Annotated in this window: 31 protein-coding genes; 9 read left to right on the top strand and 22 right to left on the bottom strand. The window is 61.1% G+C overall.

Going from position 1 to position 20,405, the window contains the following annotated elements; all coding sequences use genetic code 11:
• The first annotated feature begins 138 nt into the window (after positions 1–138).
• The gene (locus tag NKI18_RS29435; RefSeq protein WP_352621611.1) at positions 139–303 is read left to right on the top strand and encodes an SIP domain-containing protein; all 165 of its coding nucleotides are present in this window, start codon (positions 139–141) and stop codon (positions 301–303) included.
• On the opposite strand, the gene NKI18_RS29430 is transcribed toward NKI18_RS29435, so the two are convergent.
• From NKI18_RS29430 to NKI18_RS29420, 3 genes are all read right to left on the bottom strand, one after another.
• Positions 300–722 (bottom strand): aconitase X swivel domain-containing protein, encoded by a 423-nt coding sequence (locus NKI18_RS29430; protein ID WP_352621609.1) that lies wholly within the window; start codon positions 720–722, stop codon positions 300–302. The genes NKI18_RS29435 and NKI18_RS29430 overlap by 4 nt on opposite strands.
• Positions 719–1,969, bottom strand: coding sequence for an aconitase X (locus tag NKI18_RS29425; protein ID WP_352621642.1), 1,251 nt, complete (start codon positions 1,967–1,969; stop codon positions 719–721). The genes NKI18_RS29430 and NKI18_RS29425 overlap by 4 nt, the downstream gene beginning before the upstream one ends.
• Positions 1,970–2,151: 182 nt before the next feature.
• Positions 2,152–2,403, bottom strand: coding sequence for a hypothetical protein (locus NKI18_RS29420; RefSeq protein ID WP_352621607.1), 252 nt, complete (start codon positions 2,401–2,403; stop codon positions 2,152–2,154).
• A gap of 275 nt (positions 2,404–2,678) precedes the next feature.
• Between NKI18_RS29420 and NKI18_RS29415 the strand changes: the two genes are divergently transcribed.
• On the top strand, positions 2,679–3,011 hold the full coding sequence (locus NKI18_RS29415) for a hypothetical protein (protein WP_023675769.1): 333 nt from the start codon (positions 2,679–2,681) through the stop codon (positions 3,009–3,011).
• Between the two features lie 146 nt (positions 3,012–3,157).
• Here the strand turns inward: NKI18_RS29415 and NKI18_RS29410 are convergent, their stop codons facing one another.
• Positions 3,158–3,886 (bottom strand): hypothetical protein, encoded by a 729-nt coding sequence (locus NKI18_RS29410; protein ID WP_352621606.1) that lies wholly within the window; start codon positions 3,884–3,886, stop codon positions 3,158–3,160.
• Between the two features lie 378 nt (positions 3,887–4,264).
• On the opposite strand from NKI18_RS29410, the gene NKI18_RS29405 reads away from it, so the two are divergent.
• On the top strand, positions 4,265–4,579 hold the full coding sequence (locus NKI18_RS29405) for a hypothetical protein (RefSeq protein ID WP_352621604.1): 315 nt from the start codon (positions 4,265–4,267) through the stop codon (positions 4,577–4,579).
• A gap of 129 nt (positions 4,580–4,708) precedes the next feature.
• Here NKI18_RS29405 and NKI18_RS29400 read toward each other — a convergent pair whose 3' ends face one another.
• The 4 genes from NKI18_RS29400 to NKI18_RS29385 form a co-directional block, all read right to left on the bottom strand.
• Positions 4,709–4,942, bottom strand: a complete 234-nt coding sequence (locus NKI18_RS29400; RefSeq protein ID WP_352621602.1) for a DUF2934 domain-containing protein — start codon at positions 4,940–4,942, stop codon at positions 4,709–4,711.
• A gap of 86 nt (positions 4,943–5,028) precedes the next feature.
• Positions 5,029–5,241, bottom strand: coding sequence for a hypothetical protein (locus tag NKI18_RS29395; protein WP_352524156.1), 213 nt, complete (start codon positions 5,239–5,241; stop codon positions 5,029–5,031).
• A gap of 128 nt (positions 5,242–5,369) precedes the next feature.
• Positions 5,370–5,675 (bottom strand): DUF1236 domain-containing protein, encoded by a 306-nt coding sequence (locus NKI18_RS29390; protein ID WP_352621600.1) that lies wholly within the window; start codon positions 5,673–5,675, stop codon positions 5,370–5,372.
• A 342-nt stretch (positions 5,676–6,017) separates the two neighbouring features.
• Positions 6,018–6,314 carry a hypothetical protein gene (locus NKI18_RS29385; protein ID WP_352571258.1) on the bottom strand — a complete coding sequence of 99 codons (297 nt, stop codon included), beginning with the start codon at positions 6,312–6,314 and terminating at the stop codon, positions 6,018–6,020.
• Between the two features lie 169 nt (positions 6,315–6,483).
• On the opposite strand from NKI18_RS29385, the gene NKI18_RS29380 reads away from it, so the two are divergent.
• Positions 6,484–6,759 carry a hypothetical protein gene (locus NKI18_RS29380; protein ID WP_352621599.1) on the top strand — a complete coding sequence of 92 codons (276 nt, stop codon included), beginning with the start codon at positions 6,484–6,486 and terminating at the stop codon, positions 6,757–6,759.
• Between the two features lie 14 nt (positions 6,760–6,773).
• Here NKI18_RS29380 and NKI18_RS29375 read toward each other — a convergent pair whose 3' ends face one another.
• From NKI18_RS29375 to NKI18_RS29350, 6 genes are all read right to left on the bottom strand, one after another.
• Positions 6,774–7,073: a hypothetical protein gene (locus NKI18_RS29375; RefSeq protein ID WP_352621598.1), complete on the bottom strand. Its 300-nt coding sequence runs from the start codon at positions 7,071–7,073 to the stop codon at positions 6,774–6,776.
• Positions 7,074–7,244: 171 nt separating this feature from the next.
• Positions 7,245–7,568, bottom strand: coding sequence for a hypothetical protein (locus tag NKI18_RS29370; RefSeq protein ID WP_023675762.1), 324 nt, complete (start codon positions 7,566–7,568; stop codon positions 7,245–7,247).
• The gene (locus NKI18_RS29365) at positions 7,568–7,771 is read right to left on the bottom strand and encodes a hypothetical protein (RefSeq protein WP_352621493.1); all 204 of its coding nucleotides are present in this window, start codon (positions 7,769–7,771) and stop codon (positions 7,568–7,570) included. The genes NKI18_RS29370 and NKI18_RS29365 overlap by 1 nt, the downstream gene beginning before the upstream one ends.
• The gene (locus NKI18_RS29360; RefSeq protein WP_352621492.1) at positions 7,756–8,025 is read right to left on the bottom strand and encodes a hypothetical protein; all 270 of its coding nucleotides are present in this window, start codon (positions 8,023–8,025) and stop codon (positions 7,756–7,758) included. The genes NKI18_RS29365 and NKI18_RS29360 overlap by 16 nt, the downstream gene beginning before the upstream one ends.
• The gene (locus NKI18_RS29355) at positions 8,025–8,237 is read right to left on the bottom strand and encodes a hypothetical protein (protein ID WP_352621491.1); all 213 of its coding nucleotides are present in this window, start codon (positions 8,235–8,237) and stop codon (positions 8,025–8,027) included. The genes NKI18_RS29360 and NKI18_RS29355 overlap by 1 nt, the downstream gene beginning before the upstream one ends.
• A 1-nt stretch (position 8,238) precedes the next feature.
• Positions 8,239–9,036: an N-acetylmuramidase family protein gene (locus NKI18_RS29350; protein ID WP_352621489.1), complete on the bottom strand. Its 798-nt coding sequence runs from the start codon at positions 9,034–9,036 to the stop codon at positions 8,239–8,241.
• 152 nt (positions 9,037–9,188) lie between these two features.
• On the opposite strand from NKI18_RS29350, the gene NKI18_RS29345 reads away from it, so the two are divergent.
• From NKI18_RS29345 to NKI18_RS29325, 5 genes are all read left to right on the top strand, one after another.
• Positions 9,189–9,374, top strand: coding sequence for a hypothetical protein (locus NKI18_RS29345; RefSeq protein ID WP_352621488.1), 186 nt, complete (start codon positions 9,189–9,191; stop codon positions 9,372–9,374).
• A 140-nt stretch (positions 9,375–9,514) separates the two neighbouring features.
• Positions 9,515–9,697, top strand: coding sequence for a hypothetical protein (locus NKI18_RS29340; RefSeq protein ID WP_352621486.1), 183 nt, complete (start codon positions 9,515–9,517; stop codon positions 9,695–9,697).
• Between the two features lie 178 nt (positions 9,698–9,875).
• Complete coding sequence (locus NKI18_RS29335) at positions 9,876–10,043, top strand: hypothetical protein (RefSeq protein ID WP_023675755.1); 168 nt, start codon at positions 9,876–9,878, stop codon at positions 10,041–10,043.
• Positions 10,044–10,197: 154 nt separating this feature from the next.
• Complete coding sequence (locus NKI18_RS29330; protein ID WP_352621484.1) at positions 10,198–10,371, top strand: hypothetical protein; 174 nt, start codon at positions 10,198–10,200, stop codon at positions 10,369–10,371.
• Between the two features lie 243 nt (positions 10,372–10,614).
• On the top strand, positions 10,615–11,361 hold the full coding sequence (locus NKI18_RS29325) for a hypothetical protein (protein WP_352621483.1): 747 nt from the start codon (positions 10,615–10,617) through the stop codon (positions 11,359–11,361).
• Between the two features lie 28 nt (positions 11,362–11,389).
• Here NKI18_RS29325 and NKI18_RS29320 read toward each other — a convergent pair whose 3' ends face one another.
• The 8 genes from NKI18_RS29320 to NKI18_RS29285 form a co-directional block, all read right to left on the bottom strand.
• Complete coding sequence (locus NKI18_RS29320; protein ID WP_352621482.1) at positions 11,390–11,974, bottom strand: acyltransferase; 585 nt, start codon at positions 11,972–11,974, stop codon at positions 11,390–11,392.
• 33 nt (positions 11,975–12,007) lie between these two features.
• Entirely contained in the window at positions 12,008–14,749 is a 2,742-nt protein-coding gene (locus NKI18_RS29315) for an SGNH/GDSL hydrolase family protein (RefSeq protein ID WP_352621481.1), read from the bottom strand.
• A 158-nt stretch (positions 14,750–14,907) separates the two neighbouring features.
• Entirely contained in the window at positions 14,908–15,282 is a 375-nt protein-coding gene (locus NKI18_RS29310; protein ID WP_352621480.1) for a hypothetical protein, read from the bottom strand.
• 311 nt (positions 15,283–15,593) lie between these two features.
• The gene (locus NKI18_RS29305) at positions 15,594–16,079 is read right to left on the bottom strand and encodes a hypothetical protein (RefSeq protein WP_352621479.1); all 486 of its coding nucleotides are present in this window, start codon (positions 16,077–16,079) and stop codon (positions 15,594–15,596) included.
• A gap of 295 nt (positions 16,080–16,374) precedes the next feature.
• Positions 16,375–16,815 carry a hypothetical protein gene (locus NKI18_RS29300; RefSeq protein ID WP_352685225.1) on the bottom strand — a complete coding sequence of 147 codons (441 nt, stop codon included), beginning with the start codon at positions 16,813–16,815 and terminating at the stop codon, positions 16,375–16,377.
• 87 nt (positions 16,816–16,902) lie between these two features.
• On the bottom strand, positions 16,903–17,199 hold the full coding sequence (locus NKI18_RS29295) for a hypothetical protein (RefSeq protein WP_352472061.1): 297 nt from the start codon (positions 17,197–17,199) through the stop codon (positions 16,903–16,905).
• 7 nt (positions 17,200–17,206) lie between these two features.
• Positions 17,207–19,828, bottom strand: a complete 2,622-nt coding sequence (locus tag NKI18_RS29290) for a hypothetical protein (RefSeq protein WP_352621478.1) — start codon at positions 19,826–19,828, stop codon at positions 17,207–17,209.
• Positions 19,828–20,244, bottom strand: coding sequence for a hypothetical protein (locus tag NKI18_RS29285; RefSeq protein ID WP_353021450.1), 417 nt, complete (start codon positions 20,242–20,244; stop codon positions 19,828–19,830). Before NKI18_RS29285 ends, NKI18_RS29290 begins: the two co-directional genes overlap by 1 nt.
• Positions 20,245–20,405: the final 161 nt, after the last annotated feature.

The following is a 20,405-nucleotide window of genomic DNA, read 5'->3' as shown; positions in this document are numbered from 1 at the left end:
GTGCCTTGAACCCGCAAGACGGCGCAAGGACAGACACGCCATCGGCAGCATGACCGTCATGCTGCCCGATCGAAACCAGCGCATCTGCCCGCGCCGGCTATCACTGCCGACCATGCCATTTCGCTCCTGTGGGTAAGATTGCTCGCATGGCCGACCGGTTCGGCATTCGGCTGGTTCGCGGCCGAAGCGGCAGCCGCCACGACGGTGCGCGAACACTGGCGCGGCACACTGGCGCTCGGCCGCAACGAAACACTGGCGGCAGTCTACTGGCGGCGGGGCGCGGCGGGACTGATGGCCGGCTAGAGCTTGCTCACCGTCGCTTGCGCATCTTCGCCCAGACCGATTGCGATCCGGTCGCCGGAGACAATGCCTGACATGTCGCAGACAACCAGCGGCATGCTGATTTCGTAGAGGAATTCGGCAACGATGGCGCCGACTGCAAGGATCGGGTCCGGCCGCTCCAGGATAATGCCGGCCGGCGCCGTGCCTCTGCGGATCGCTTCGGCCAGAACCGAAGACGAGGACGACGACCCTCGCCCGCTCGGCATCACCAGGATCTTGCCGGCGATATTGCCGCCCAGGTCCGGATGCGAATGGTCGATGATGTCGCCCGTTTCGACGTCGATCCCGCCCCAGAAGCTGAGCGCCTGCGAAAGCACCAGCGCTGGGCCTTGTGCCGAGCCGGAAAGGTGGAATGTACCGGTTCTGGCCGGCGTCTTCATGGCGCGCCTCGCACGACGCGGCCGGCCGCAGCCGAGCGGACGCAGTCTTCCATGTCACCGAAGGCCACCGAGACACCGATATTGCCAGGTGCGTAATGCGCCCATTTGCCCGAATTGGTCATCACCACGCCATCGAGACGCTCGAGGATCGACGTGACATAGGTGCAGGTGTCGGTGACCGGAACGAGGCCGAAGGCTTCCATGCCGGCCAGTGCGCCTTCGTCCTGCAGCCGCGTCAGCGTCGCGCGCCCTGTGTTGACATAGATTGGGACACCCTTGCCTGGACCGACTTCGCGCAGCAGCGGCAACAGGCGCATCCACTCGTCATAGGAGAAATGCGGCGTGCCTAACGACACGGCTGCAAGCTGCACGCCGTCGGGGACGCTCGACAGCCTGGCCAGCGCATGGTGGATGTCAGCGCGAGAGATCCGGATTTTTTCCTCCGGCGCCAGGCCGTGCAACGCCTCATCCGGCGTCTTCGCCTCCGGCGTGATGCCGACGGCATGAAACAGCGCCACGGCACCCGTCGTTGCCGCCGCCGCCCCCAGCGCCTTCAATTGGTCCTCGTCGCGCGGCTGCGGCAGGCCCGATATGACAGGGATGCGGTCGCGAGCCCTTTGCCCGATGATCAGCCCGACGCCGACAAACAGAGCGTCGCTTGGCTCGAAAGCAGCGTCAGTCAGCTCGAACAGGACCTGGCCACGCCGGTTTTCGATCAGGTGCAGCCCCCATGCTGGCGCGCGCCCGGTAATTGCGCAGCACAAATCGATAAAATCGCCATAGCGGTTGGTGCGCGCGCCGATCACCGAATTGGCAAAGACGATGGCGTTGGATTCACCCCAGGCAATCTGCTCGCCGAACCTTGGCCGGAACCGAGTCTGATAGGGTGCGCAGGTGAAGGTCGCCTGGCAGCCGAGTTCCAGATGCGCCTTCATCAGGCGTCGCGCCGGCGTTTCTTGCGACACCGGCATCTTCACCAATCCGGGATGGATGAGGTCGAACGAACCGACATTCAGCGTCGTCGGCACCCGAACGCGGCCGCCGCCCTCGATCAGCCTTTCGACGAAATCGAGGCTGGCTTGGCCGTGATAGAGGCAGCCGTCGATATGGGCACCGGCAATGTCCAGCAACTTGCGCGCGCCGACCGCCTTCGAAAAGGCAACCAGGATCTTCATGGCGGCAGCCGCTGCCAAGCCTTGCTCGCCATGCAGCATCGACTGGTCGCCGGCCGTCAATTCCAGCATCAGCAAAATTCCCGAGCCCACACCATGCCGATCAACCACTCCCTGATTGCGGAGCGTCTGGCAAGACAGAGCTTTGGATCTCTTCTACTTCGCGGCGATCAGCGGACCAGACGTTCACAGCTCATCGCGAAGCAAGAGAATCGCGAAGCACGGTCGCAGAGCGGGCGAGCGCGGCGGAAACGACGCTATTCCTTCTGGGGCACCCCGTCGACCACCCCGTCGCCATCTGCAGAATGCGGCAGAATGCCGAAGTCGCGCGACTTGGTCCCATGCGCCGCCGTCAGGAAACCATCGGCTGTGAGGCCTCGCCTCAAAAGTTCCCGTACCGCGGCCGACCGGCTCGGCATGCGCTTGTCGAAGCGCCAGTTCTCCAACGCCGCCAGTTCATCGACGGTCAGCATGATCTGCAATCGTTCCGGGCGTTCCAGTTCGGACATCTCGGCCTCCAGTCATACCAGCCTAAATGCAGCTGAGTTAGTATGTTCCTAATTTTCTGTAGAGTTAGGTACGTGAGCAGAATGCGTCAAGGCCTTCAGATCAGCGAGTCATGCAGAAGTCCGATGAAGCGGATTGAGCATCAAATGGGCAATCAACAAAATACGCTAACTATTTGACATAAAACGAGTTTTTAAGGAATTTCGCTTGCCAATCGCGAATCTTGGGCGCATCGTGGAACACGAGGGACAAACCGCTCCTGAAGGGAAGGTTTTCCATGCGCTACGGATTTTCGGTTCGCCTGCACGAAGACGTCAGTTCCCGAGTTCGGGCTACATTGCGGTCCGGGATTGCCATCAATCTGACTGCTGTCGCCGAAGCCGCGCGACTGCAGAACCTCGCCGAGAATGTTGCGCGCGAAGACATCGAATGGCTCGTCATGCAAGCAGCCCAGCTCTACGGGGCGGCTATCGAGTTCGACGGCTTCGCGGAAACCGATCTGGCGGAGTTTGCGTGCCCTCAGCTGATGCAAAGAAGCCCCGCCGTAGGCTGGGACGCCTTGGAAGACGGAGCGTCCGCTTCGCCGGATCCTGGCCGTCAAACGCATTGAGGCGCGTGCTCTTGTGAGCCCCCGCCATGCTGCCGCTACGTGCTCGGCAACAAAGCCCGCGATTATGGCGGGCTTTGGACTGATGGAGGTTTGATGGACGAAGGCCTCTCGGCCGGGTCCGACATTTCATTCCGATGTTATTCGCCTTAGCGGCGCGCGATCAGCAGGCATAATTGGCGCAGATCGCTGTCGTAAGCGCCTTCGCTGCTCAGCACGTCGACGCAGCGCTTCTTCATCCTGGCCAACTTGTCGCCCGACATGTCGGCAACGACCTGGGGCAAGCTGGGATTGCTGGGATTGGACGGGCTGCCCGGGTTGGACGGATTGCTTCCACCACCGATCCCGACACCGGCGCCGACATTGATGCCACTGCCGATCCCGACCCCCGCGCCAGCCCTAACGCCGCTGCCGATACCTACCCCCGCGCCGGCTGCAATGCCATCCGAACCGCCGATTGTCGCGCCGGCACCGGCGTTGATGCCGCTTCTGCCCCCGACCGATGCGCCGGCGCCCGCGGCGATGCCACTGGAACCGCCAATCGTTGCGCCGGCACCGGTGTTGATGCCGCCGCTGCCGCCCACCGAGGCACCGAGGCCTGCCTTGATGCCGCCGCTGCCGCCAACCGTTGCGCCGGCACCGGCGTTGATGCCGCCGCGACCGCCAACCGTCGCGCCGAGGCCGGCTTTGATGCCGCCGTTGCCGCCGATGGATGTTCCAACACCAACGGCAATTCCGTCCGCGGCATTCACGGGCATCGAGAGCATGAAAATAACTGCGCTGCCTGCCACCGCATCGGTGATTGTTTTGATTATTGTGATCATAACACTCTCCTTGCTGTAGTTGCGCTGAACAGCCCGCGACGGCGCCGGTTGCATACCTACTAATTTGCAAGAAGGTAATCGGTTTCTTTGCCGGTCAACTCGCTGGCCCCATGGTATATTTTCAAATAACAGCCGCGTGAAATTTGTAGTGAAATTTTCCGAAAGTTTTACTTTGGGATGGCCTCTACCGATTGAAGCGATGCGAGACTTAGCTGATGGCGCCGCAACAGGCGAACGTTGCGACGGTCGGCGGCCAAAAGAAGGCGAATTCCTAATCTGCAAACCACAACATCAAACCTACCTACGGCAATAGAACAATGGACCGAGAAGGTCCGCGCTGCGCGGGTTTGCTTCACCGTGCTGCGTCATTTTTGCCGGAATCTTCCATCACCCGGGTTGTTTTTTCTGTAGTCGCCACATGATGATAACCGAATGATGGAGATCAGCATGCTTACGAAAATCGTGACAGCTTCCATACTTGCAGCCGGTCTGGCGACCGCGGCGATAGCCCAGAACGCCGGGTCGGACAACAATGCGCCTGGCAGCGAGAAGAGCATCGTCGTCCAGCCCAAGCCGAACGGTATTGACCCTGGCACGACCAGCAGCACGATGGGTACGACGGGTGCCATGAACTCCAATGCGGATGAAAACTGCCCTGCAACCCCGCAAGGAGCTCAACCCGATGCGTCCAACAAGCCTGCCGGGACAGTTTCACCGACTGTCAACGACAACAATTGCGGTAAGTAGTTAGCCGCGACAATCGGGCTTACCATCGCGGGTGGGCTTACGGCAGCGGGACCGGTTAGGACTGATCCCGCCTTACGATGGGTCCAACCGAACCGCGAGATCCGGCGTTGGAATCAAATCCGCTCGAGTTCACGCTTTACGTGGTCGCGCCTTGGGTTTGCTTCCGTCCTTGGTGGCGGGCGCCGGCTTAGGCTGGCGTGGTGTCGGCTTCGGCCGGCTGGCGGTCTTCTCTTTCGCGGCGATTTCCGTGTCGATTTCTGTGGTAGCCTGATCCCAATGCTGCTGATGGGCCCCGTCGGGCCTGCCTGCCTGTTCCCAGATCGCGTGTGCTCGCTGGCGAATCCGTTCCTGCCTGTCCGTCACTGATACCTCCGTCGGCTCGGTTCATGCGTAAGCAACCTTGTTCTAGCTGAAATTTCGACCCGCGTCTTGAGGCGCAGGCAACACCGTCATTGAGCCTCTCTGTCACACAGGACGGCGACGCCGAGGAGCGCCGCCTTCTTGATGATCAGCCCTTCAAGGTCCGCGTCCGAGCGCTCCGTTCCGGTGCGTTCGCGCAACAGTGCTATCGCCGCCTTCATCGACAGCAGGCCATCGCCTCGTTCAGCAAGCAGTTTGTCGACGGCTGCGGCTACGTTGGTCGGCTCGACATGCGGCAGCATGGGAATGGCTCCTTTCCTTGTTCCGAGACGACAGCGGCAACTCCCATCCCGATCGCTCGGGATGGAGCTCTGATTTGGTAATTAGACCGTGACCTTTCCAAATCCGGTTCCCGGTTTGGCAACGCCGATCACTCGATGACCTGCACGATCTTGCGGGTGCCTGGGTCGACGAGCACGATGTGATCGCCGACGACGACGTATCTGTACTGCACGTCGGGAACATCGATCGGTTGCAGCTCGACCGTATCGGGCAACGTGGAACCGATATTGAGCTCCACCCCCAGAAGATTGATCGACGCCAGCGGGTGCTTGTGGACGTATTCGCGGATGACCGTCTGCTGTTCGGGCGTGACAATCACCTGGTCCGCGGTGGCCACGCCGACGCCGGCAAGCAACACCAATCCCGCCGCAGCAGGAACAAGGTGGATTTTCATCGTCTACTCCTGTTGTTACGGGCCTCGCCCTTACAATTGCGACGCGGCATTCCGGTCGAAGCGGCGAACCCTCTAGGCAAACGCCCACGCCACCTTGTTGTTCCGTAAGTGGCGGCTAATCGAACAGCGGTGAAGTGCCCGCGCGATGCGGCGAATGGACTGCGAATGAACTGCGGTGGCCCGCGTCGCAAGACGCGGGCCGATCGGTTTCCCGATCAGCAGCGATACCGGAGGGGGGTGATATCTACTGCGTCTGAAATAACATTTAGGACAAGCTAATGTTCCTAAGCGAGTGCAACAAACCTGCCGGCGCAAGCGGCGCGAAGTTGCCGCTCGTCGCTGCTACTGCTTTGGCGGCTGTGGCGGCACCTCGCCGGGCTTGATCACCGGGGTCCTGCCCTCGTCCGGCGGTGGCGCCGCCATGCCCTGATCGCCCGTTGGCGGGGGCTTCAGGACCCCACCGCATGGCTCGAGCGTATCGGACAAATTGTTGCCGGCCGGCTTCTGCTGCTCGCTGTTCTGGTCCGGCAGCTCGACTTTGCAGCGGTCGGATTGCGCCTGTTCGCCCGGCTGCGCGGCCGCCGGCACCGCCAGCAGCAGCGCACCTAGCATATACGGCAAGAAAATGAGCGGTCTCATATCGAGCTCCTTTCGCGCCAGTATCTTCTGAATGTGAAGGCAGGCAGGCGCGATTGGTTCCGTCGTGCGGCAATGCGCCCGGACCGCAGTGGCCTGGGAACCGGCCGCCAGACTTATGAGTTCAACCACTGAGCCAATTCAGGGCCGCTGACATTATGGAGAACCAGCGATGGAACCGCGCAGGAAAGAACGAACCGACGACGAGACGGAGAGCCCGACGATCCAGCAGCAGGACTGGGATGCCATCCGGAGCGGGAGAATCCTCCCTGACGGCGTGCCGCAAAACGGCGATATTCGCTATGACGTCGAGAAAAGCGGCGAACTGCCGGAGGAGGACGACGATAACGCTTACCAGGACAGCGACGAGGCCTTGCCGGACGATACCGATGAACGTGTCATTTCGCGCGACCTTGCAAGCGAGGCTGGTTCTTTCGACAAGGAATGAGCCGCCGCCTGCTTTCAATTCGGGAGGTCGAAGATCGGCTCCTGGCAGCGATAGACCGGACATTGACCGTCACGCGTCTTGATATACGCGGCGCGCGGTACCTGCGGCCAATCGCATTCATTGCCGAATTGGCGGACGTATCGGTCGTAGGTGTTCTGGCCGGTGGTCAGCACCACCGAGCGATGCCTCTGGATCAGAAGCTGTGTCTGTTCGCACGTCATCGCGCGGCTGTCCGGCCGGGCGTGGGCCGTCGCGGCAAACAGAAGCGCCCCGGCTGTCAGGACTGCCGCTTGTGTCAGGACCTTGGCAAGCATGACACCATCTCCCATGCCTAACGCGCATCTTGGTCGGGCAGCGCCGGATCGAGCCGCCCTGTCGCGAAAGAAAGATCGTACAGAATGCGAGGGAAAATGCAAAAAGCCCGCCCCACCTTTCGGTGCGGCGGGCTCCAACTGAACGTCACTATTTCGTCGGGCTAGGGCGGCTTACTCCTCCTTCACCGGCCCGAACCGGCGCACGATCATTTCGAACACGATGTCCGAAATCCACATGGCGGAGACGCCGATTAGGAACGCCGCGGCCAGCGTCGTGGTGTCGTCGTCCGGAGAAGGAATGGGCAGGCCGGCGGCGCGGAAATAATGCACGACCGGCAGCGTCAGATAGGCCGCCGCCAGCGCGCCGCAGATCGGCGAGGCCACCATCTCGCGGACCTTGTAGCGGTGGCGCGACAAGGCCCGCAAAATGCCGCCGGACAGGCCGGCGACCAGGACCGGTGCTTTGATGCCCAGAACGTCGAGCAATTCGTGCATCATGGCATCCACCCGCACCATCTGGCGCCCTGCCCGTTGAATGCGTTCATCTCGTCGAGCTCGGGCCGGGTCATGGCGGCGACCACAGCTGCCGATGGCCGGCGCGGCTGGTTGTGGTCGCACCAGACCTGGCGCGGATTGCCGGCCGGCGTGGTTGTCGCGCAGCCGGCGAGCACCACGCAGAGGATCAGCGCTTTGCCCATTTCTCAGCCTCCGCTCTTGCTGCCGCATCGGTCATGCCGGCGGCCTTGCGCCCTTCGGCGGCGGCCTCGCGGTTCATTTCGAGGCGGTCCTCGGCGGCCGCGATTTTTGCCTCGGCCTGTTTGACCGCCTCCTTCTTCGCCCGGTTGATGCCGCCCGCAACATAAAGGCCGATGCCGCCCGCCACGGCAGCGAACACCGTCATGACGACCTTGTTGCCGATGATGGCGCTGAGAATGCTGAGAAGCGCTGCCATCACAAGTCCTCCGCGCGGCGGCGGCGCAGGAACTCGGTCAAAACGCCGTTGATCACAAGAAACCAGGGGAACCATTCCCCCGGAATGATCGGCGAAAGCACCTGCGGGTCGATATAGGTGATGATGGTCGCAGCGATGCCGATGGCCGCCTGAAGCCGCGCCCAGACTATTGTTTCGCTGTCGCAGAAGAAGCTCTTGATCCGGGTCCACATGTCATTTCCTTCCAGACAGTTTGAGGATGACTGATAGTTTCAGGATGGCTGTGATCAGCGCTGCCCAGAAGCCGGGCCTGGCGGCAGGCACGGGAGGCGCAGAGGGCGCGGCGGTCGGTTGTGGAACGGCAATTGGCTTCGCGGGCTCTGGCGGGGCTGCAGGGACAACCGCGGATGACACCGGACCGGCAGACGGCCAGGGCGTGTTCTTGATGCGGCTCCATTTGCGATAGGCCTCGGCAAGCCTGATATCGTAGGCGTTTTTGCGGTAGCCGGCGCCGTTGTAGCCCTTGGCAAAAGCAGCCCAGTCATGGTTACGCAGATTGTCGTCGAGCCGCTTCTCGACGATGAAATTGATCGCCGCGCCGAGCTGCAGCGCCTCGTCCGCCATCATTGCCTCGGCCATCGCCTGCACGGTAAGGAAGCCCGCGGCCTTGAAATTCTCGCCGAGGACCTGACCCAGCCCCCACGAAGCGGATTTGAGCGCCGCGGTTTCGTCGATCGCACAAGCTGCCCTGAGCCGTGGGTAGCTATCCCTGGGATAGGGCTTCTCGCCCCACTTCGGATAAGCGAGGCCGGCGGCTACCGCTTGTGCCCGCTTGGCACCCGACAGGTTGCGGTAGAAGACGTGCGGTTCGAACAGGATGACCGGCCGGCCAACGGCGTCGAAGCCGTGCCCGCTGGTTTCAACATCGAGGAACGCGTGCATCTCGTCCTCGCCGACGCCGATCCGGGCGCCGAGTTTCGGCAAGTCTATGTCATCGAGGCGCCTGGCGGCGCCCCTGAACGTCATGTCCATGGGCAGTCCTTTCCGCCCTCGCGGGCAAGGTTTTGAGGTTGAAAAAGCAGATGCGTGGCGGCAAAGCAGAATTGGGCGGCAGCCCGTGCCGATGTGGCAAGGAAGGTTGATGTTTTCGATCCGCCGTGTGAAATGGGCGCGGGATGGTGAACATGCCTGATGATGAACAAACCGCTGCGGCACGCTGGTCGGTGAAGTCCGAACTCCGCGCCGTCGCTCGCGACAAGCCGCTGCTGCTGGTGCTGGCGGCGATCCTCTGCCTCTATTGTGCGTTTATCGCCGGACCGATCGTCTATGCGGTGCTGGCCATCAACGGCATTGCGGATTTCTTCAAATGAAGCCAGTTCCGGCGATCTCGCTCCGGTCCCGGTTCCTGCGTCTACCGCGCCCGAAATTGCTCGACCTGGATGAAATTGCTTAGCCGGGATGAAACTGTTCCCGTCTATCGTTCGTACCTGTAGCGGGTACGGGAGGACACGTGACGATAAGAATCAGGCTTCCGGGCGGGACTTTGAAGATCAAGAAAAGGGACGAGCTGCGGCGCCGCGAGCAGAACCGCGAGGTGCCGGTTTGGCAGGTCGGCAATTACTTCGTCATCTGGTGGCCGAGCGGCGTGTCCGATCGCCCATCCTCGCCCAAAAAATCCTCGCCCAGGAAATAGCCCGCGCACCCGACGATGCCGACTGGGCATGCCGCCTCCGTGCGGGATCGGGAACCGCCGCGCGCGCCCAAACCTCAAGACCGCTCGACTAGTCCCAGAAATAGTCAGCGGGCAGGCATTGACTCTTCCGCAGCGGAAGGTCTCTGATGCTGCATTGCACAATGGGGTGGCGGAATCGATGGCGGTGCGTATCAGGATGCCTGGCGGCACACTGAAGGTGAAGGTGTACCGCGAATTGCGCGACCGCGAACGCGCCCGCCGCATACCCGTCGTCAAGATCGGCCGGATCTATTTCACCTGGTGGTCGAACCGCCAGCGCCTGATTGATGATCAGTCGCCAGGATAAAACTCCTTCGGCCGGCCCTGCCCGCCTGGCACCGCGAAGCCTCCGCAGCTCGCAAAATAAGTTGATGATCCTGCTGTTGACTCTCCCGTAACGGAAGGTCTCTACTTACCGCATTGCACGAAAATTGCTGCATTGCACAACGGGAGTTGGACCGATGGCGGTGCGTATCAGGTTGCCGGGCGGCACTCTGAAGATAAAGACCTATCGTGAGTTGCGAGCCCGGGAACGCGACCGCCGCGTTCCTGTGATGAAGATGGGCTCGCTTTATTTTGTCTGGTGGTCGAAATCCCAGGACCCGCACCACAAGCCGCAGGACAGCAGACGGTAGCGGCTGCGCCTCGGTGGGTCTGCGTCGGCGATGAACCCTAGCCGAAATACCGCCTCCCCAAAGATTTCTGGTCGAGTTGCCGTGCGATGTTGGTGCGCTCGAGCGGCTCCCGATTCTTCTGATGCCTTTCGGCGATTTTCACGGCGTCTACAGTAGCGGACGCGGGCGTCTCGCAAGCTTGCAAACCGCCGCCGCTTGTCGCAAATAATTGTCCGCGGGCGGGCGATCAGGAGTCATCCATTGATGAATGTCCAATCGCGCATGCATGCTTTCCTTCGCTCAAGCCCGCTCCGATATTATTTTCACCTCGCAAAGGCTCGCCTTGCCGGGTCTCCGCAATCAGACGAAAGTGTGATCCTGTCGCAGATTGTTGGCCAAAGCCCGAAAACGTTCTTGGAATTTGGTTTCCATCCGACGGAGTACAACTGCATTGGGCTTAGTGAATTCAAGGGTCTGCTCGTCGACGGCGACGCAACGACCGTGCGGTTGGCGCGCTCGCTGCTTCCAAAGCGGATTGAAGTGCGCCAGAGCTTCATTGATCTCAACAACATCGAAAATCTCGCCACGCATTTTCCGCAACTTGGAGTGCTTTCCGTCGATGTCGATGGAAACGACTACTGGTTTCTGCAAGCCTTGCTGCCAGTGCGCCCGGCCGTCATTGTCGCGGAGTACAATGCCAGCTTTGGGCTCAACCCCGTCACCGTGCCATACGATCCGTCGTTCGATAGGGCCGCAAAGCACGAAAGCGGTTGGTATCACGGCGCCTCGATCACCGCTCTGACGCAGCTCTGCAATAGCCATGGCTACAAACTCGTCGCTGTCTCGGCAGCTGGCGGCAACCTGTTCTTCTTGCCGCAGACTGTGGCCTTGCCCGGACTAGAGCCTGTGGAGGCGTACCGCGAGAATGCACTTCGCAACGGCTGGTCAGGAACCACGGCGAAGGAGCAATGGGAGCGGATCAAGCACATGCCCTTCGTGACTGTGAGCTAACCCTGTGATGAGCATTAACCCAAAGGCATCATTTCACGACCCGGTCAGGCCGCACCAGCGCGTCAGCAGGGACGTCGGTTCGCACTATGGAACCGGCGGAGATAATCGCCCGATCGCCGATCGTGACACCCTTCATGATCATAGCACTGTTCCCAATCCAGACATCGTCTCCAATCACGATCGGAGCGGAGCGGATGCCAGGGTCGACTCTAGGATGGCCCCGCTTGAAGATGGCTTGCATCTGCGCAAAGCGCTTCTTCGGGTCCATAGGATGCGAGTTGGTGTCGTGGATCGCCACACCCCATGAGACGTGTACCCGCCTTCCGATCTTGATCCCCACCGGGTCTGACGACCAAATCGTCGAGCTTGGGCCAAGATAGAACCAATCATCAATCTTGATCCGACCCTCGTGGGCAAAGACCTGCAAATGCCCATCCAAATGGCTGTCCGCGCCGATTGAGACGCGAGACCGGTCGCCGTGGATATTGAAGATCTCTGCCCCGGCGCCGAACTTCGTGCGCGGCCCGATGACGGCATTTTCCCTAGCGGCGCCCGTGGCGATCCACGACCAAAAGCGGCGGCGAAAAGTGAGAACGGTGGAGAAGACGCGCATTCGCGAACATCTGCCACACAGGACCATTTCAGTCTAGGCTCCGAAGAAGCCCCGGCGCGACAGACGACGAAGTTCCTCAGCGTCGAAGGTTCCGTGACGCAGACTGCCCGCAGCATTCGGATGGAGCTCATCGCCCATGTAAAGCAACGAGGTCAGGTAGCCGATGCCACTCTCACCACCTACGTCGATTAACGGTATGGACAGCAGCCTCGCTACTTCGCGCTCGGCCTTGAAGAACTGGTCCATGGTGTTGCCCTGGCCATTGACCCGACCTATCCGGTGCGTCGCGTGTCCAGGGCCGCCGCTGTAGGTGCCAATCATGACGATCTTGGCGTTCGGCGCACGCGCTCGGATGGCGGCGCAGGCCGCCCACAGCGAACCATAGTGAGTGGCGTAGGTCGTGTCGCCGAGAGCGCCCAGGGGCGTCTCCTGCGCGCCAAAGGCGTTCGGGCCCGGCTCCAGGATTACCAACTCCGCGTCGACCGGAATGTTGGTGATCGCATTGGACATTCCGTAGCTCGGATAGGCGGTGGTGCTCAGCCCCAAGGCCGAGCCACTGACGGCTAGATTGGTAGGGACCATACCGGTCAGACCGGCGAGGACGGGAACGTAGTAGGCTCCGGCCGAAATACTAGAGCCGATCAGCGTCAATTTCTTGCCAGCCAGGGCGGCCGAGCCGTCGTCATAAGGGTCGCCGCCGATGTTGGCCGGATCCGACAGTAGGCCAAGATACAGAGCGCCATTGGCGACTGCCGTCACGCCGGCGCTTTTGGTCCAGGCCGAGTTGGAGAGGTTTTCCGAAGACGAGAAGACATTCGGCCCACCATTGATGCTTAGAGCCGACCTTTGGATATAGAATCCAGACACACCATCGCCGACATACGGGTGACCGCCAGCAGACGGGAAAATACGCTGTTGCCAGTTCGTCGCGGCCGTGGCTGTTGCCGTCTTCGTGACCGTGCATTCGTACCAGCCGTTGCCAAGAGCGACGATGCTCGCGCCTGCGCCGGTCGCAATCCCGGTGTCGAGATTGAAGGTGCAGTCGAAGATGACGGCGTTGTTGGAGTAGAGATTGAGACGATTGCGTTCGGCCTTTTTGGCGGTGACTTTCCAGACGATATTGTCGCCATTGACCACTGCCCTGCCCTGATAAACGGAAGGATTGCCAGAGCCGACCATTTCGACAAGCTTCGATGCCGTCATTCGGCCTCTGACGGTCACGTCGAGGCCATCGACAAGCGGAGGCAGGGAGATCAGCACCGGTTCATAAGGGCTGACCGTGGTGGTAACCGTCACGTTCTGCTTCGTGAAGGCGGCGTCGGCGGGGTCGCTGCTCGGGAACAGGTTAGCCGGCAGGCCCTGCTTGCGGAGCACGATACTGCGAATGTACATACCGCTGGTTCCATCGCCGGTGAACGGAAAAACGCCAGCAGCCGACACGCGTGCCTGCACATTGTTCGTAATATTTGCCGCAGCCAGGACGACAGCCTTGCACTCGTACCAGCCGGAGCCAATATCCGTGATGGCAGCGCTGACGAGGTTCGCGCCAGAACTGCTTGAGACGATACCCTCCCCAAGATTGAAGTTGGCTGTATAGGCCGCACCAGCCCCCGTGTGGATAAGCTGCAGAATGCTTCGCTCTCCAGCTTTGGCAATGGCAATGTGCTCGATCGTGTCGCCCGACACAAAAGAGTAGGATCGATATACCGACGGGCTGACTGATCCGGCCGCCTCTGTTAGCCTGGCGGTCGGAACGCTAAGGCCTTCGATCATTGCTAGGCTATCGACGCTCGAAAGGAGAGCAGCCGTTGCCGCGCGAACGCCCGTATCGGCCGCCACAGGCCCGGCCGTGACATTGTACAGCCCAAGCACACCTGTCGAAACTTCGGTCCAGAAATATTCGCCGACATCGACATTCCTGCCCAGCACCGCCGCGGCGGCGGCGCCGGCGAGCCCTGCCGACGCCGCAAAGCTGAACGTCGGCGCCACCGTGTAGGAGCCCGGCGCCGTGATCAGTATCTGCGTCAGCGCCCCGCCCGCCACCACGAAGCGGCCGGCCGCGCCCGAGCCGGTGCCGCCGGCAAACGCCAGGTCGAATATGCCGTTGGTGCCGCCCGAGCCCGCCGTGATCGCACCGTTGCCGACAACGCCGAAGCCGATTGCCGCCGCGGTCGTCGGGAAAATGCCCTTGCCGTAGAGCGAAGCGTCGCGTGCGGCCTGGGCGCTGATGACCGCGGCCGCGGCGGCGACGGCATCGGAATTGGTCGCAGCCCGGTCGGCTGTGGTTTGTCCGGCATTCGCGGCGGAAGCGGCAGCACTCGCGGATGCCTGGCCGGCGCTGACTGCGGCAGCATCCTTCAAGGCCTGGGTTTCATCGCGCAGCGCTTCGACCTCATCGACCACGTCGGCGATGTCGGGTGGAACGGATGCGGCGATGGTGATGGCATCGGCGCCGACGGCCGGCTCGTCGGCCGTGAACTCGAACACGCGGTCGGCATTGACCGATCCGATCTGGGTGTGGACCGTCGTGCCCTTCTGCAGGGTGCGCGTAGAACGGGCATCGGCGGCGCGGAACCAGTTGCCTTCGCTCGCCGTATAGATGCCGTTCTGCCTCGGGTCGGCCTGGTCCTTGACCAGCACGCGGTCGCCGATTTCGGCCGGCACGCCATCGATGGCCTGCAGGCCGTGCAGGAGGATGTCGGCCGTGGTTGCGAGGCGCACGGGCTCGCGTTCGCCGGTCAGGAGACGAACGGCGGCAGTTGCAGGTCGGGACATGAGGGCTTGCTCCATAAAAAAAGCCCCGCTAAGCGAGGCTGGAAGGGGTTCAGTGCTGTCGGTGGGGAATTTAAGCTACGCGGCCGGACACCGCGCTATCCGGCGCAGCCGGTGTATTCACGGACGATTTTGCGGACAACGAGCAACGCGGTCCAGGGCTACAGCAATCCGCCAATCAGCCTTCTTGTCCCACCCATTGCCGCCAGCCCGCAGGCCATGCCGGCGCAGTCGGCGACCCAGTCGAGGATATCCATATCGCGCGCGATCAGCTGCGCGCCCTGAAGCAGCTCGATCGCCGCGCCGGTAAGAGCGAGGAGCACGACCAGCCTCATCTTATGTTCCGGCCAACCGAGGCTTCCGAGCGCCGCCAGCACAGCGAACGCCGCGGCGTGGTTGAGCTTGTCATGGTGGAGGGTGAAGCTCAGGTCCAACTCCTGCAGGAACCGCACCGGCGAAAGCGCGAGCAGGAGAACACCGGCCAAGGTAAGCAGAAAAGCGATCCTTGCCATGGTCGCAAAAGAGTCTGTGCGCAACAGGTCAATCCTTCATCTGAAACAGGAGGCGATCCGGACCGCCAACAGACCGCCCGGCGGTTAGCAGGCCATAAGCCAGGATCGTGACCACAATCAGACCGCTGTCCCGATGGTGGCACCAAACCCCGGAGTGGTTGCCATCGCCGGAGTGGCATACTCACTGGTGATCGCGCCAGCGCTGATCCGGTCGAGCCGGCTGCCGGGCCTGCATCAGCGACGAGCCACGGAACGTGGCTGTACATCACTTTGGGAGCAACGGAAGCACGTTCTCGTCAAGGAACCGACGGCGCTTGCCGACAAGCGGCAACCGATCACTCTCGAAGTTCCGGCAATACCCTTTCGTCGAGGAATTTGAGACGGCTATCCAACATTTCCGCGTTGGCTGGGCTAGCCGGCACATTGACCGGGATTAGATCTGCCACCGAGTCCCCCCGTCGCGCAGCTTCGACCCACTCTTCCATGGCGCCGATATATCCATCCAGCGCCTCGTATGGAGTCTTGGCGTCTGCAGCCGGCAGATATGTCGGGGGCACATCGCCGACGATTACCCATATCCATGGGTCAACTTCTGGCCTGCCCGGAACAATCTCGAAGAGAAAAATATAGATTATGCCATCGGCACCGTATCCAAGGTACTCCCCCTTGATGTCTGAAACCCAATCATAGAAATCAAGATATTTTCGGGCTTCCAGACGTGCAGCATCAAGCTCTTCATCGCCTGTGCTTTTGTCAGCCGACGGCAAGCGGGTGACGCTAGTCAAGTCGGGTTTGACGTCGCTATAATTTCTCTCGACCACTTGTGTTCCCTTTCATTTCTTGCTTGAGCCATCTTCTTCTTGCCCAGCGAGCATAGTCTCCTGCATCGCTATGGTGTTTAATATGATCTGCTCTCGCACGATGCGTGATGTTTGATCTGCCCCCCGTCGGCCAGCGCTTTCTCGTGAGACACATCCATATTCCGGCCCGTGGGCTGATTGGTCCTTGCCAGAACGCTCAGTGCGAAGTGACGCCCCGGTTTCTTGCACCGCTGTCGGCTCCGCCGCTCAGCGTCGCAATCACCCATGTCAACCGTTACAATATTGGAAGGTGAAACTAACTCCGCTCCGATTCTGGGTGTTCGTCGAGGGTTTTGCCTCGCCTCCATGGCGAGGTTTTTGTCTCGCGCCAAGCATACCAGCCGTAAGGTAAATCAGCCAACTGCATAATAGTCTTGTCTTTTTCAACCATATTTTTCAGGCTTATGATCATAATATCGCTTTCATCGAAATCTTCGGATTCATCCGCGTGAAACTGCCATGATCCGTCATCATCATCATGCACGACGCGAGCAACCCACCCACCATTGCGTATAGCTTTCCTGTTTACAAAAACAGCTACGTTCTGGGGGTCTTCAAACTTCCATTTAGTCATCACAGCGCCTATTTGTTCCACTTTCTCTGTTTCGAATTCTTGCAACCATCCTTGCATTGGTGTAACTATTCGATCCGGGAGTCTTTGTCGGATCAACTGGAATAAGCGGATCGATGTGATCAAACTGTGATTCGTTGGCGGAGGAGTAACGCCTTTTTTTACTTTCACCGGGTCAAAGCAGAGTAAACTCCGCTACCATTCAGAATGTGTTTAGGTGATTTTGTCGCGCTTCCATGGCGAAGACTTTGTATCGCGCCACGCACGCCAGCCTAACGGCAAATCCGCCAACTGTGCAACAGTTCCATCAAGCTCGACCACCTCGACCAAGGCCACTAAAATTAGGTCATCTTGATCAACTTCAGCTTCATTTCCGTAGAATTGCCACGACTCATTATCGTCGCCGTCATCATCATGTGACACATACGCAATCCAGCCGCCCCCCCTAAATATCTTCCGAGTCGAAATAACGGCTGTGTTTTTTGGGTTTTCGAACTTCCATTCGGTCATATGTCACCTATTTGTTCGATTTTTCTATATTCTCAAACCCAGCCGTAAGACGAAGATTTTTATAGCTATTTGATCCTGACGATTTTGTCTTGTCAGCGGGATTAACCGGATCTATGTGATCGATATGAGCTTCATTTTTTGGAGGAGTTACGCCTCTTTTGCTTTTCTTTGCTGGAATTATTTCTATACCACTCTCATCCGATCTCAAAATTCCATCATTCACCCTTTTATTTTCCTCGAAAATAGCTATCCTCTGCTTCTTTGTTGGATCCTTGCCGGACGCAACGTTGGGAGGATCTTCCAAATGCGTATAGGGCCTCCTTATTTCTCGGGCCTTGCCGGTCGAGATCGGAATCTCTTCTGCATTGACAGAAACCGGGGGAGCCCCACTATCCAGTACGATATCAGGTTTAGCATTCGCAGAACGCCCGGCAAGCCTTGCCAACACCTGGCTGCCAACGGCACTGAGCCCTTCGGCAAGGACATTGCCGCCCGCCCCCCAAAGCGCGCCGTTGGCAATTCCCCAGGGGACGCTCTGTCCTGTGTTGAAGGCGTATGCCCCGCCATAAGTGCCACCCGCCACACCCCCGACGCCAGTTCGGGCAGCAAGACCGATCAAGCCGTTCTCTGCCGCCGCGCCAACGCTTGCCCGGCCCAGCAAACCGAACAAACTTTCCGCCAGGCCATATCCGCTTAAGCCGATGCCGAGGGCTTCCGCCGCCCAACCGGCCGAGCCGGCCCGGTCCTCGGCGTCCTCGGTCTTGGCCTGTTCATCTTCGAGGAGGTTCTGGTAGTTTCCTCCCGACCAAGCGGAGTCCAGCCCGGCGGAGATCGCATCCGCACCGCCGGCGGCCGCGCCCTTAGCCGTGAGGCGGCCGACATCCGAGAACGCCAAGCCGAATTGCTGTAGCCACGGCATGGTGCTGTACTGGGCTTGGGCCGGATGTTCCCCGATCCACGCCAGCCCGTTCTTGAGCACTGCAACCTGGGCTTCCAACGACTCTGGCGCGACGTTCGGATCTTGGGCGGCCTTGGCTCGCCACTGGGCTTCCGCCGCCACAGAAATCTGTTGGGTTGTCGCCTTGCGGGCATCAGGATCGCGAACCGCCAGGACGATCGAACTCAACTTGGCAAGGCGCTTTTCGAACGGCACGCCTTGGTCGATGTATTTCGCCGCCTGCTGGCCAGCTACAGCCCAGGGCATTGGCAGTATTCGGTCGAAGCTCAACTCCTGCTGAGCAGCGACGGCCCAGGTGACGGCAGCCTTATAATCCTCAGGAGCTGTGATCTTGTCCCAGTCCGGAGCATGGTTCGGGAACAGTTGGCCGACGTACCCGGCGGGATCGGCGCGCCTGGCACCCAGCACCAATTGCGCGGCGCCGGCCCTTATCTCATATTGCTCGCGCTCTTCCCGCGAGCCGTAGGGGCCGGGTTCAAAATCCCGAACCTGGGCGTGTATCGCCCGGTTCGGGACGGGTCGCATGTCGAAAACCGCGCGGCCGATATCAGCCGTTATGTTGAAGGCTTGGAGGCGCTTGCCGCCCTCTTCGGCGCCGTACACGGCAGTGAAGTCTTCGGCACCCGGTGTCTTGCCAGAATAGCTGCCGGTATTGGCAATGGCAGCCGGCGCGTTCTGCAAGGCGATGTCGATGTTCGTGCGCGCATCGACCAGGCTTGCGACAGTCGCTACCTGCGCCTTCTGGCCGAGATCCTGAACCGTGTCCGGCGACAAGTCGGCAATCCAGGGTCCTGCGGCAGCCCAAGCCGTATTTCCGACGGGCCCCACGGAACCCGTGCGGATAGGTGTTTCGTCGGACGGAAGGCCACCTACGGGCGCTTCGCGCGTCGCCAGCACGCTGGACCCACTCGCCCGAGGTCCGCCCACAGCCTCGATGGTATCGTCCTTAGTCCTGCCGTCCGTTGAGACCGGCCCAGTCCCCAGCACCTCCACAGCACGCTTCGGGTCCTGGGCAATCATCGCCCGGACAAGCGCCTTGGCCGTGTTGCTGCGCCAGGCAGCCTCGGCGGCCTGCCGGGCCGCCGGGTTGCCCATCTTGCCGATCAGCTCGAGCCCGCTCTGCCTGATCGCCTCGAACGTGCCGCTGTCGTCCGGGTCGCCCTGCGCGATGGCGCTCGTGTAGCCGTCCTCGACCTTGCTCCACTCGGCCTGCTCATAGTTCTGGCGCCGCGCGTGCTGCTGCGCGGCCATGCGCGCCGAGCCGGCGAGCCGCAGAGCCTGCTTTTGGGCGAGGAAATTGGCGCGTTCGCCCTCCGGCACTTTCGCCACGGTGTCGTCGAAGATCTGGTCGAACAGGCCGGGCTTGACGACGCCGTCGCTGCGCGGATCGAGCTGGCCATACATGAAGTCGTGCAGGCCGCTGCCGTCGGCCGGCGCGGTCTGCACCGCCACGGCCTCGGCGTGGGCGATGCGTGCGTTCAGCTCGCGGCCGATAATGTCGGCGTCGAACGCGTCCTGCTGCTGCTTCTGCTGCCGGAAGCGTTCGGCTATCGCCGACAGCTCGTCGCCAAAGCCTTGCATGGCGGCGCCCACTGGCGAGCCGTTGGGATAGGAGGCCACAGTGCCGGTATCGAGCCGGCGCTGGGCAAGCTGGAGCGGGATGGTGGCCATCAGTAGAGGCCTCCGCCCGGCGCCGGCGGGAAGGCGCTTCTGCCGAACGTCACCGCCTTGGCCGGGTCGTAGAGGCCGGAGATGCCCGATACGAGACTGCCGCCGGCCTTGAAGATCGAGGCGCCCACCGCCTGCCTGCCGGAAAAGCGCGCAATCGCCGCCTGCGTGGCGAGACCGTTCTGGCGCAGCTGCGAGCCGTACTGGATCGCCTTGAGGTCGAGCTGGCCCTGCCTGGCATTGACGGCCAGCACCTCGGTCGGCGAGCCAGAAATGGCGACGCCCGAAGCGCCGGCCTGGGCACGCGCCTGCGCCTCCAGCAGGTCCTGCTTATGGCGCTCCTGGCCCTGCTCGAAGGCCGAGCTTTGAGCGTCGGCCCGCGCCTGCTGTTCATAGGCTTTGGCCTGGTACTCGGCCATTTGCTTCGACTGCTGGCCTTCCGCCAGCGCACCGCCGACCGAAAGCGCCGTACCGATAAGAGCTAGAGCCTTTCACGTTTTGATGGAAGCGTAGCCGGCGTTTGCGAAGTAGTTGTTGCATTCGGTTGCCTCGATCGTTTCAACGAGGTGGCCGATGTGGC

Source organism: Mesorhizobium sp. M0800 (genome assembly GCF_040320095.1).
GTDB lineage: Bacteria > Pseudomonadota > Alphaproteobacteria > Rhizobiales > Rhizobiaceae > Mesorhizobium.
Note: the sequence above shows the minus strand (reverse complement) of the source record. Positions and strands in the feature narration are given on the sequence as shown.

Coding starts and splice junctions, on each gene's coding strand:
- NKI18_RS29430 (WP_352621609.1), bottom strand. CDS start 722: ATGAAGACGCCGGCCAGAACCGGTACATTCCACCTTTCCGGCTCGGCA.
- NKI18_RS29420 (WP_352621607.1), bottom strand. CDS start 2,403: ATGTCCGAACTGGAACGCCCGGAACGATTGCAGATCATGCTGACCGTC.
- NKI18_RS29415 (WP_023675769.1), top strand. CDS start 2,679: ATGCGCTACGGATTTTCGGTTCGCCTGCACGAAGACGTCAGTTCCCGA.
- NKI18_RS29410 (WP_352621606.1), bottom strand. CDS start 3,886: ATGCAACCGGCGCCGTCGCGGGCTGTTCAGCGCAACTACAGCAAGGAG.
- NKI18_RS29405 (WP_352621604.1), top strand. CDS start 4,265: ATGATGGAGATCAGCATGCTTACGAAAATCGTGACAGCTTCCATACTT.
- NKI18_RS29395 (WP_352524156.1), bottom strand. CDS start 5,241: ATGCTGCCGCATGTCGAGCCGACCAACGTAGCCGCAGCCGTCGACAAA.
- NKI18_RS29390 (WP_352621600.1), bottom strand. CDS start 5,675: ATGAAAATCCACCTTGTTCCTGCTGCGGCGGGATTGGTGTTGCTTGCC.
- NKI18_RS29385 (WP_352571258.1), bottom strand. CDS start 6,314: ATGAGACCGCTCATTTTCTTGCCGTATATGCTAGGTGCGCTGCTGCTG.
- NKI18_RS29380 (WP_352621599.1), top strand. CDS start 6,484: ATGGAACCGCGCAGGAAAGAACGAACCGACGACGAGACGGAGAGCCCG.
- NKI18_RS29375 (WP_352621598.1), bottom strand. CDS start 7,073: ATGCTTGCCAAGGTCCTGACACAAGCGGCAGTCCTGACAGCCGGGGCG.
- NKI18_RS29370 (WP_023675762.1), bottom strand. CDS start 7,568: ATGCACGAATTGCTCGACGTTCTGGGCATCAAAGCACCGGTCCTGGTC.
- NKI18_RS29365 (WP_352621493.1), bottom strand. CDS start 7,771: ATGGGCAAAGCGCTGATCCTCTGCGTGGTGCTCGCCGGCTGCGCGACA.
- NKI18_RS29360 (WP_352621492.1), bottom strand. CDS start 8,025: ATGGCAGCGCTTCTCAGCATTCTCAGCGCCATCATCGGCAACAAGGTC.
- NKI18_RS29355 (WP_352621491.1), bottom strand. CDS start 8,237: ATGTGGACCCGGATCAAGAGCTTCTTCTGCGACAGCGAAACAATAGTC.
- NKI18_RS29350 (WP_352621489.1), bottom strand. CDS start 9,036: ATGGACATGACGTTCAGGGGCGCCGCCAGGCGCCTCGATGACATAGAC.
- NKI18_RS29345 (WP_352621488.1), top strand. CDS start 9,189: ATGCCTGATGATGAACAAACCGCTGCGGCACGCTGGTCGGTGAAGTCC.
- NKI18_RS29335 (WP_023675755.1), top strand. CDS start 9,876: ATGGCGGTGCGTATCAGGATGCCTGGCGGCACACTGAAGGTGAAGGTG.
- NKI18_RS29330 (WP_352621484.1), top strand. CDS start 10,198: ATGGCGGTGCGTATCAGGTTGCCGGGCGGCACTCTGAAGATAAAGACC.
- NKI18_RS29325 (WP_352621483.1), top strand. CDS start 10,615: ATGAATGTCCAATCGCGCATGCATGCTTTCCTTCGCTCAAGCCCGCTC.
- NKI18_RS29320 (WP_352621482.1), bottom strand. CDS start 11,974: ATGCGCGTCTTCTCCACCGTTCTCACTTTTCGCCGCCGCTTTTGGTCG.
- NKI18_RS29315 (WP_352621481.1), bottom strand. CDS start 14,749: ATGTCCCGACCTGCAACTGCCGCCGTTCGTCTCCTGACCGGCGAACGC.
- NKI18_RS29295 (WP_352472061.1), bottom strand. CDS start 17,199: ATGACCGAATGGAAGTTCGAAAACCCAAAAAACACAGCCGTTATTTCG.
- NKI18_RS29290 (WP_352621478.1), bottom strand. CDS start 19,828: ATGGCCACCATCCCGCTCCAGCTTGCCCAGCGCCGGCTCGATACCGGC.
- NKI18_RS29285 (WP_353021450.1), bottom strand. CDS start 20,244: ATGGCCGAGTACCAGGCCAAAGCCTATGAACAGCAGGCGCGGGCCGAC.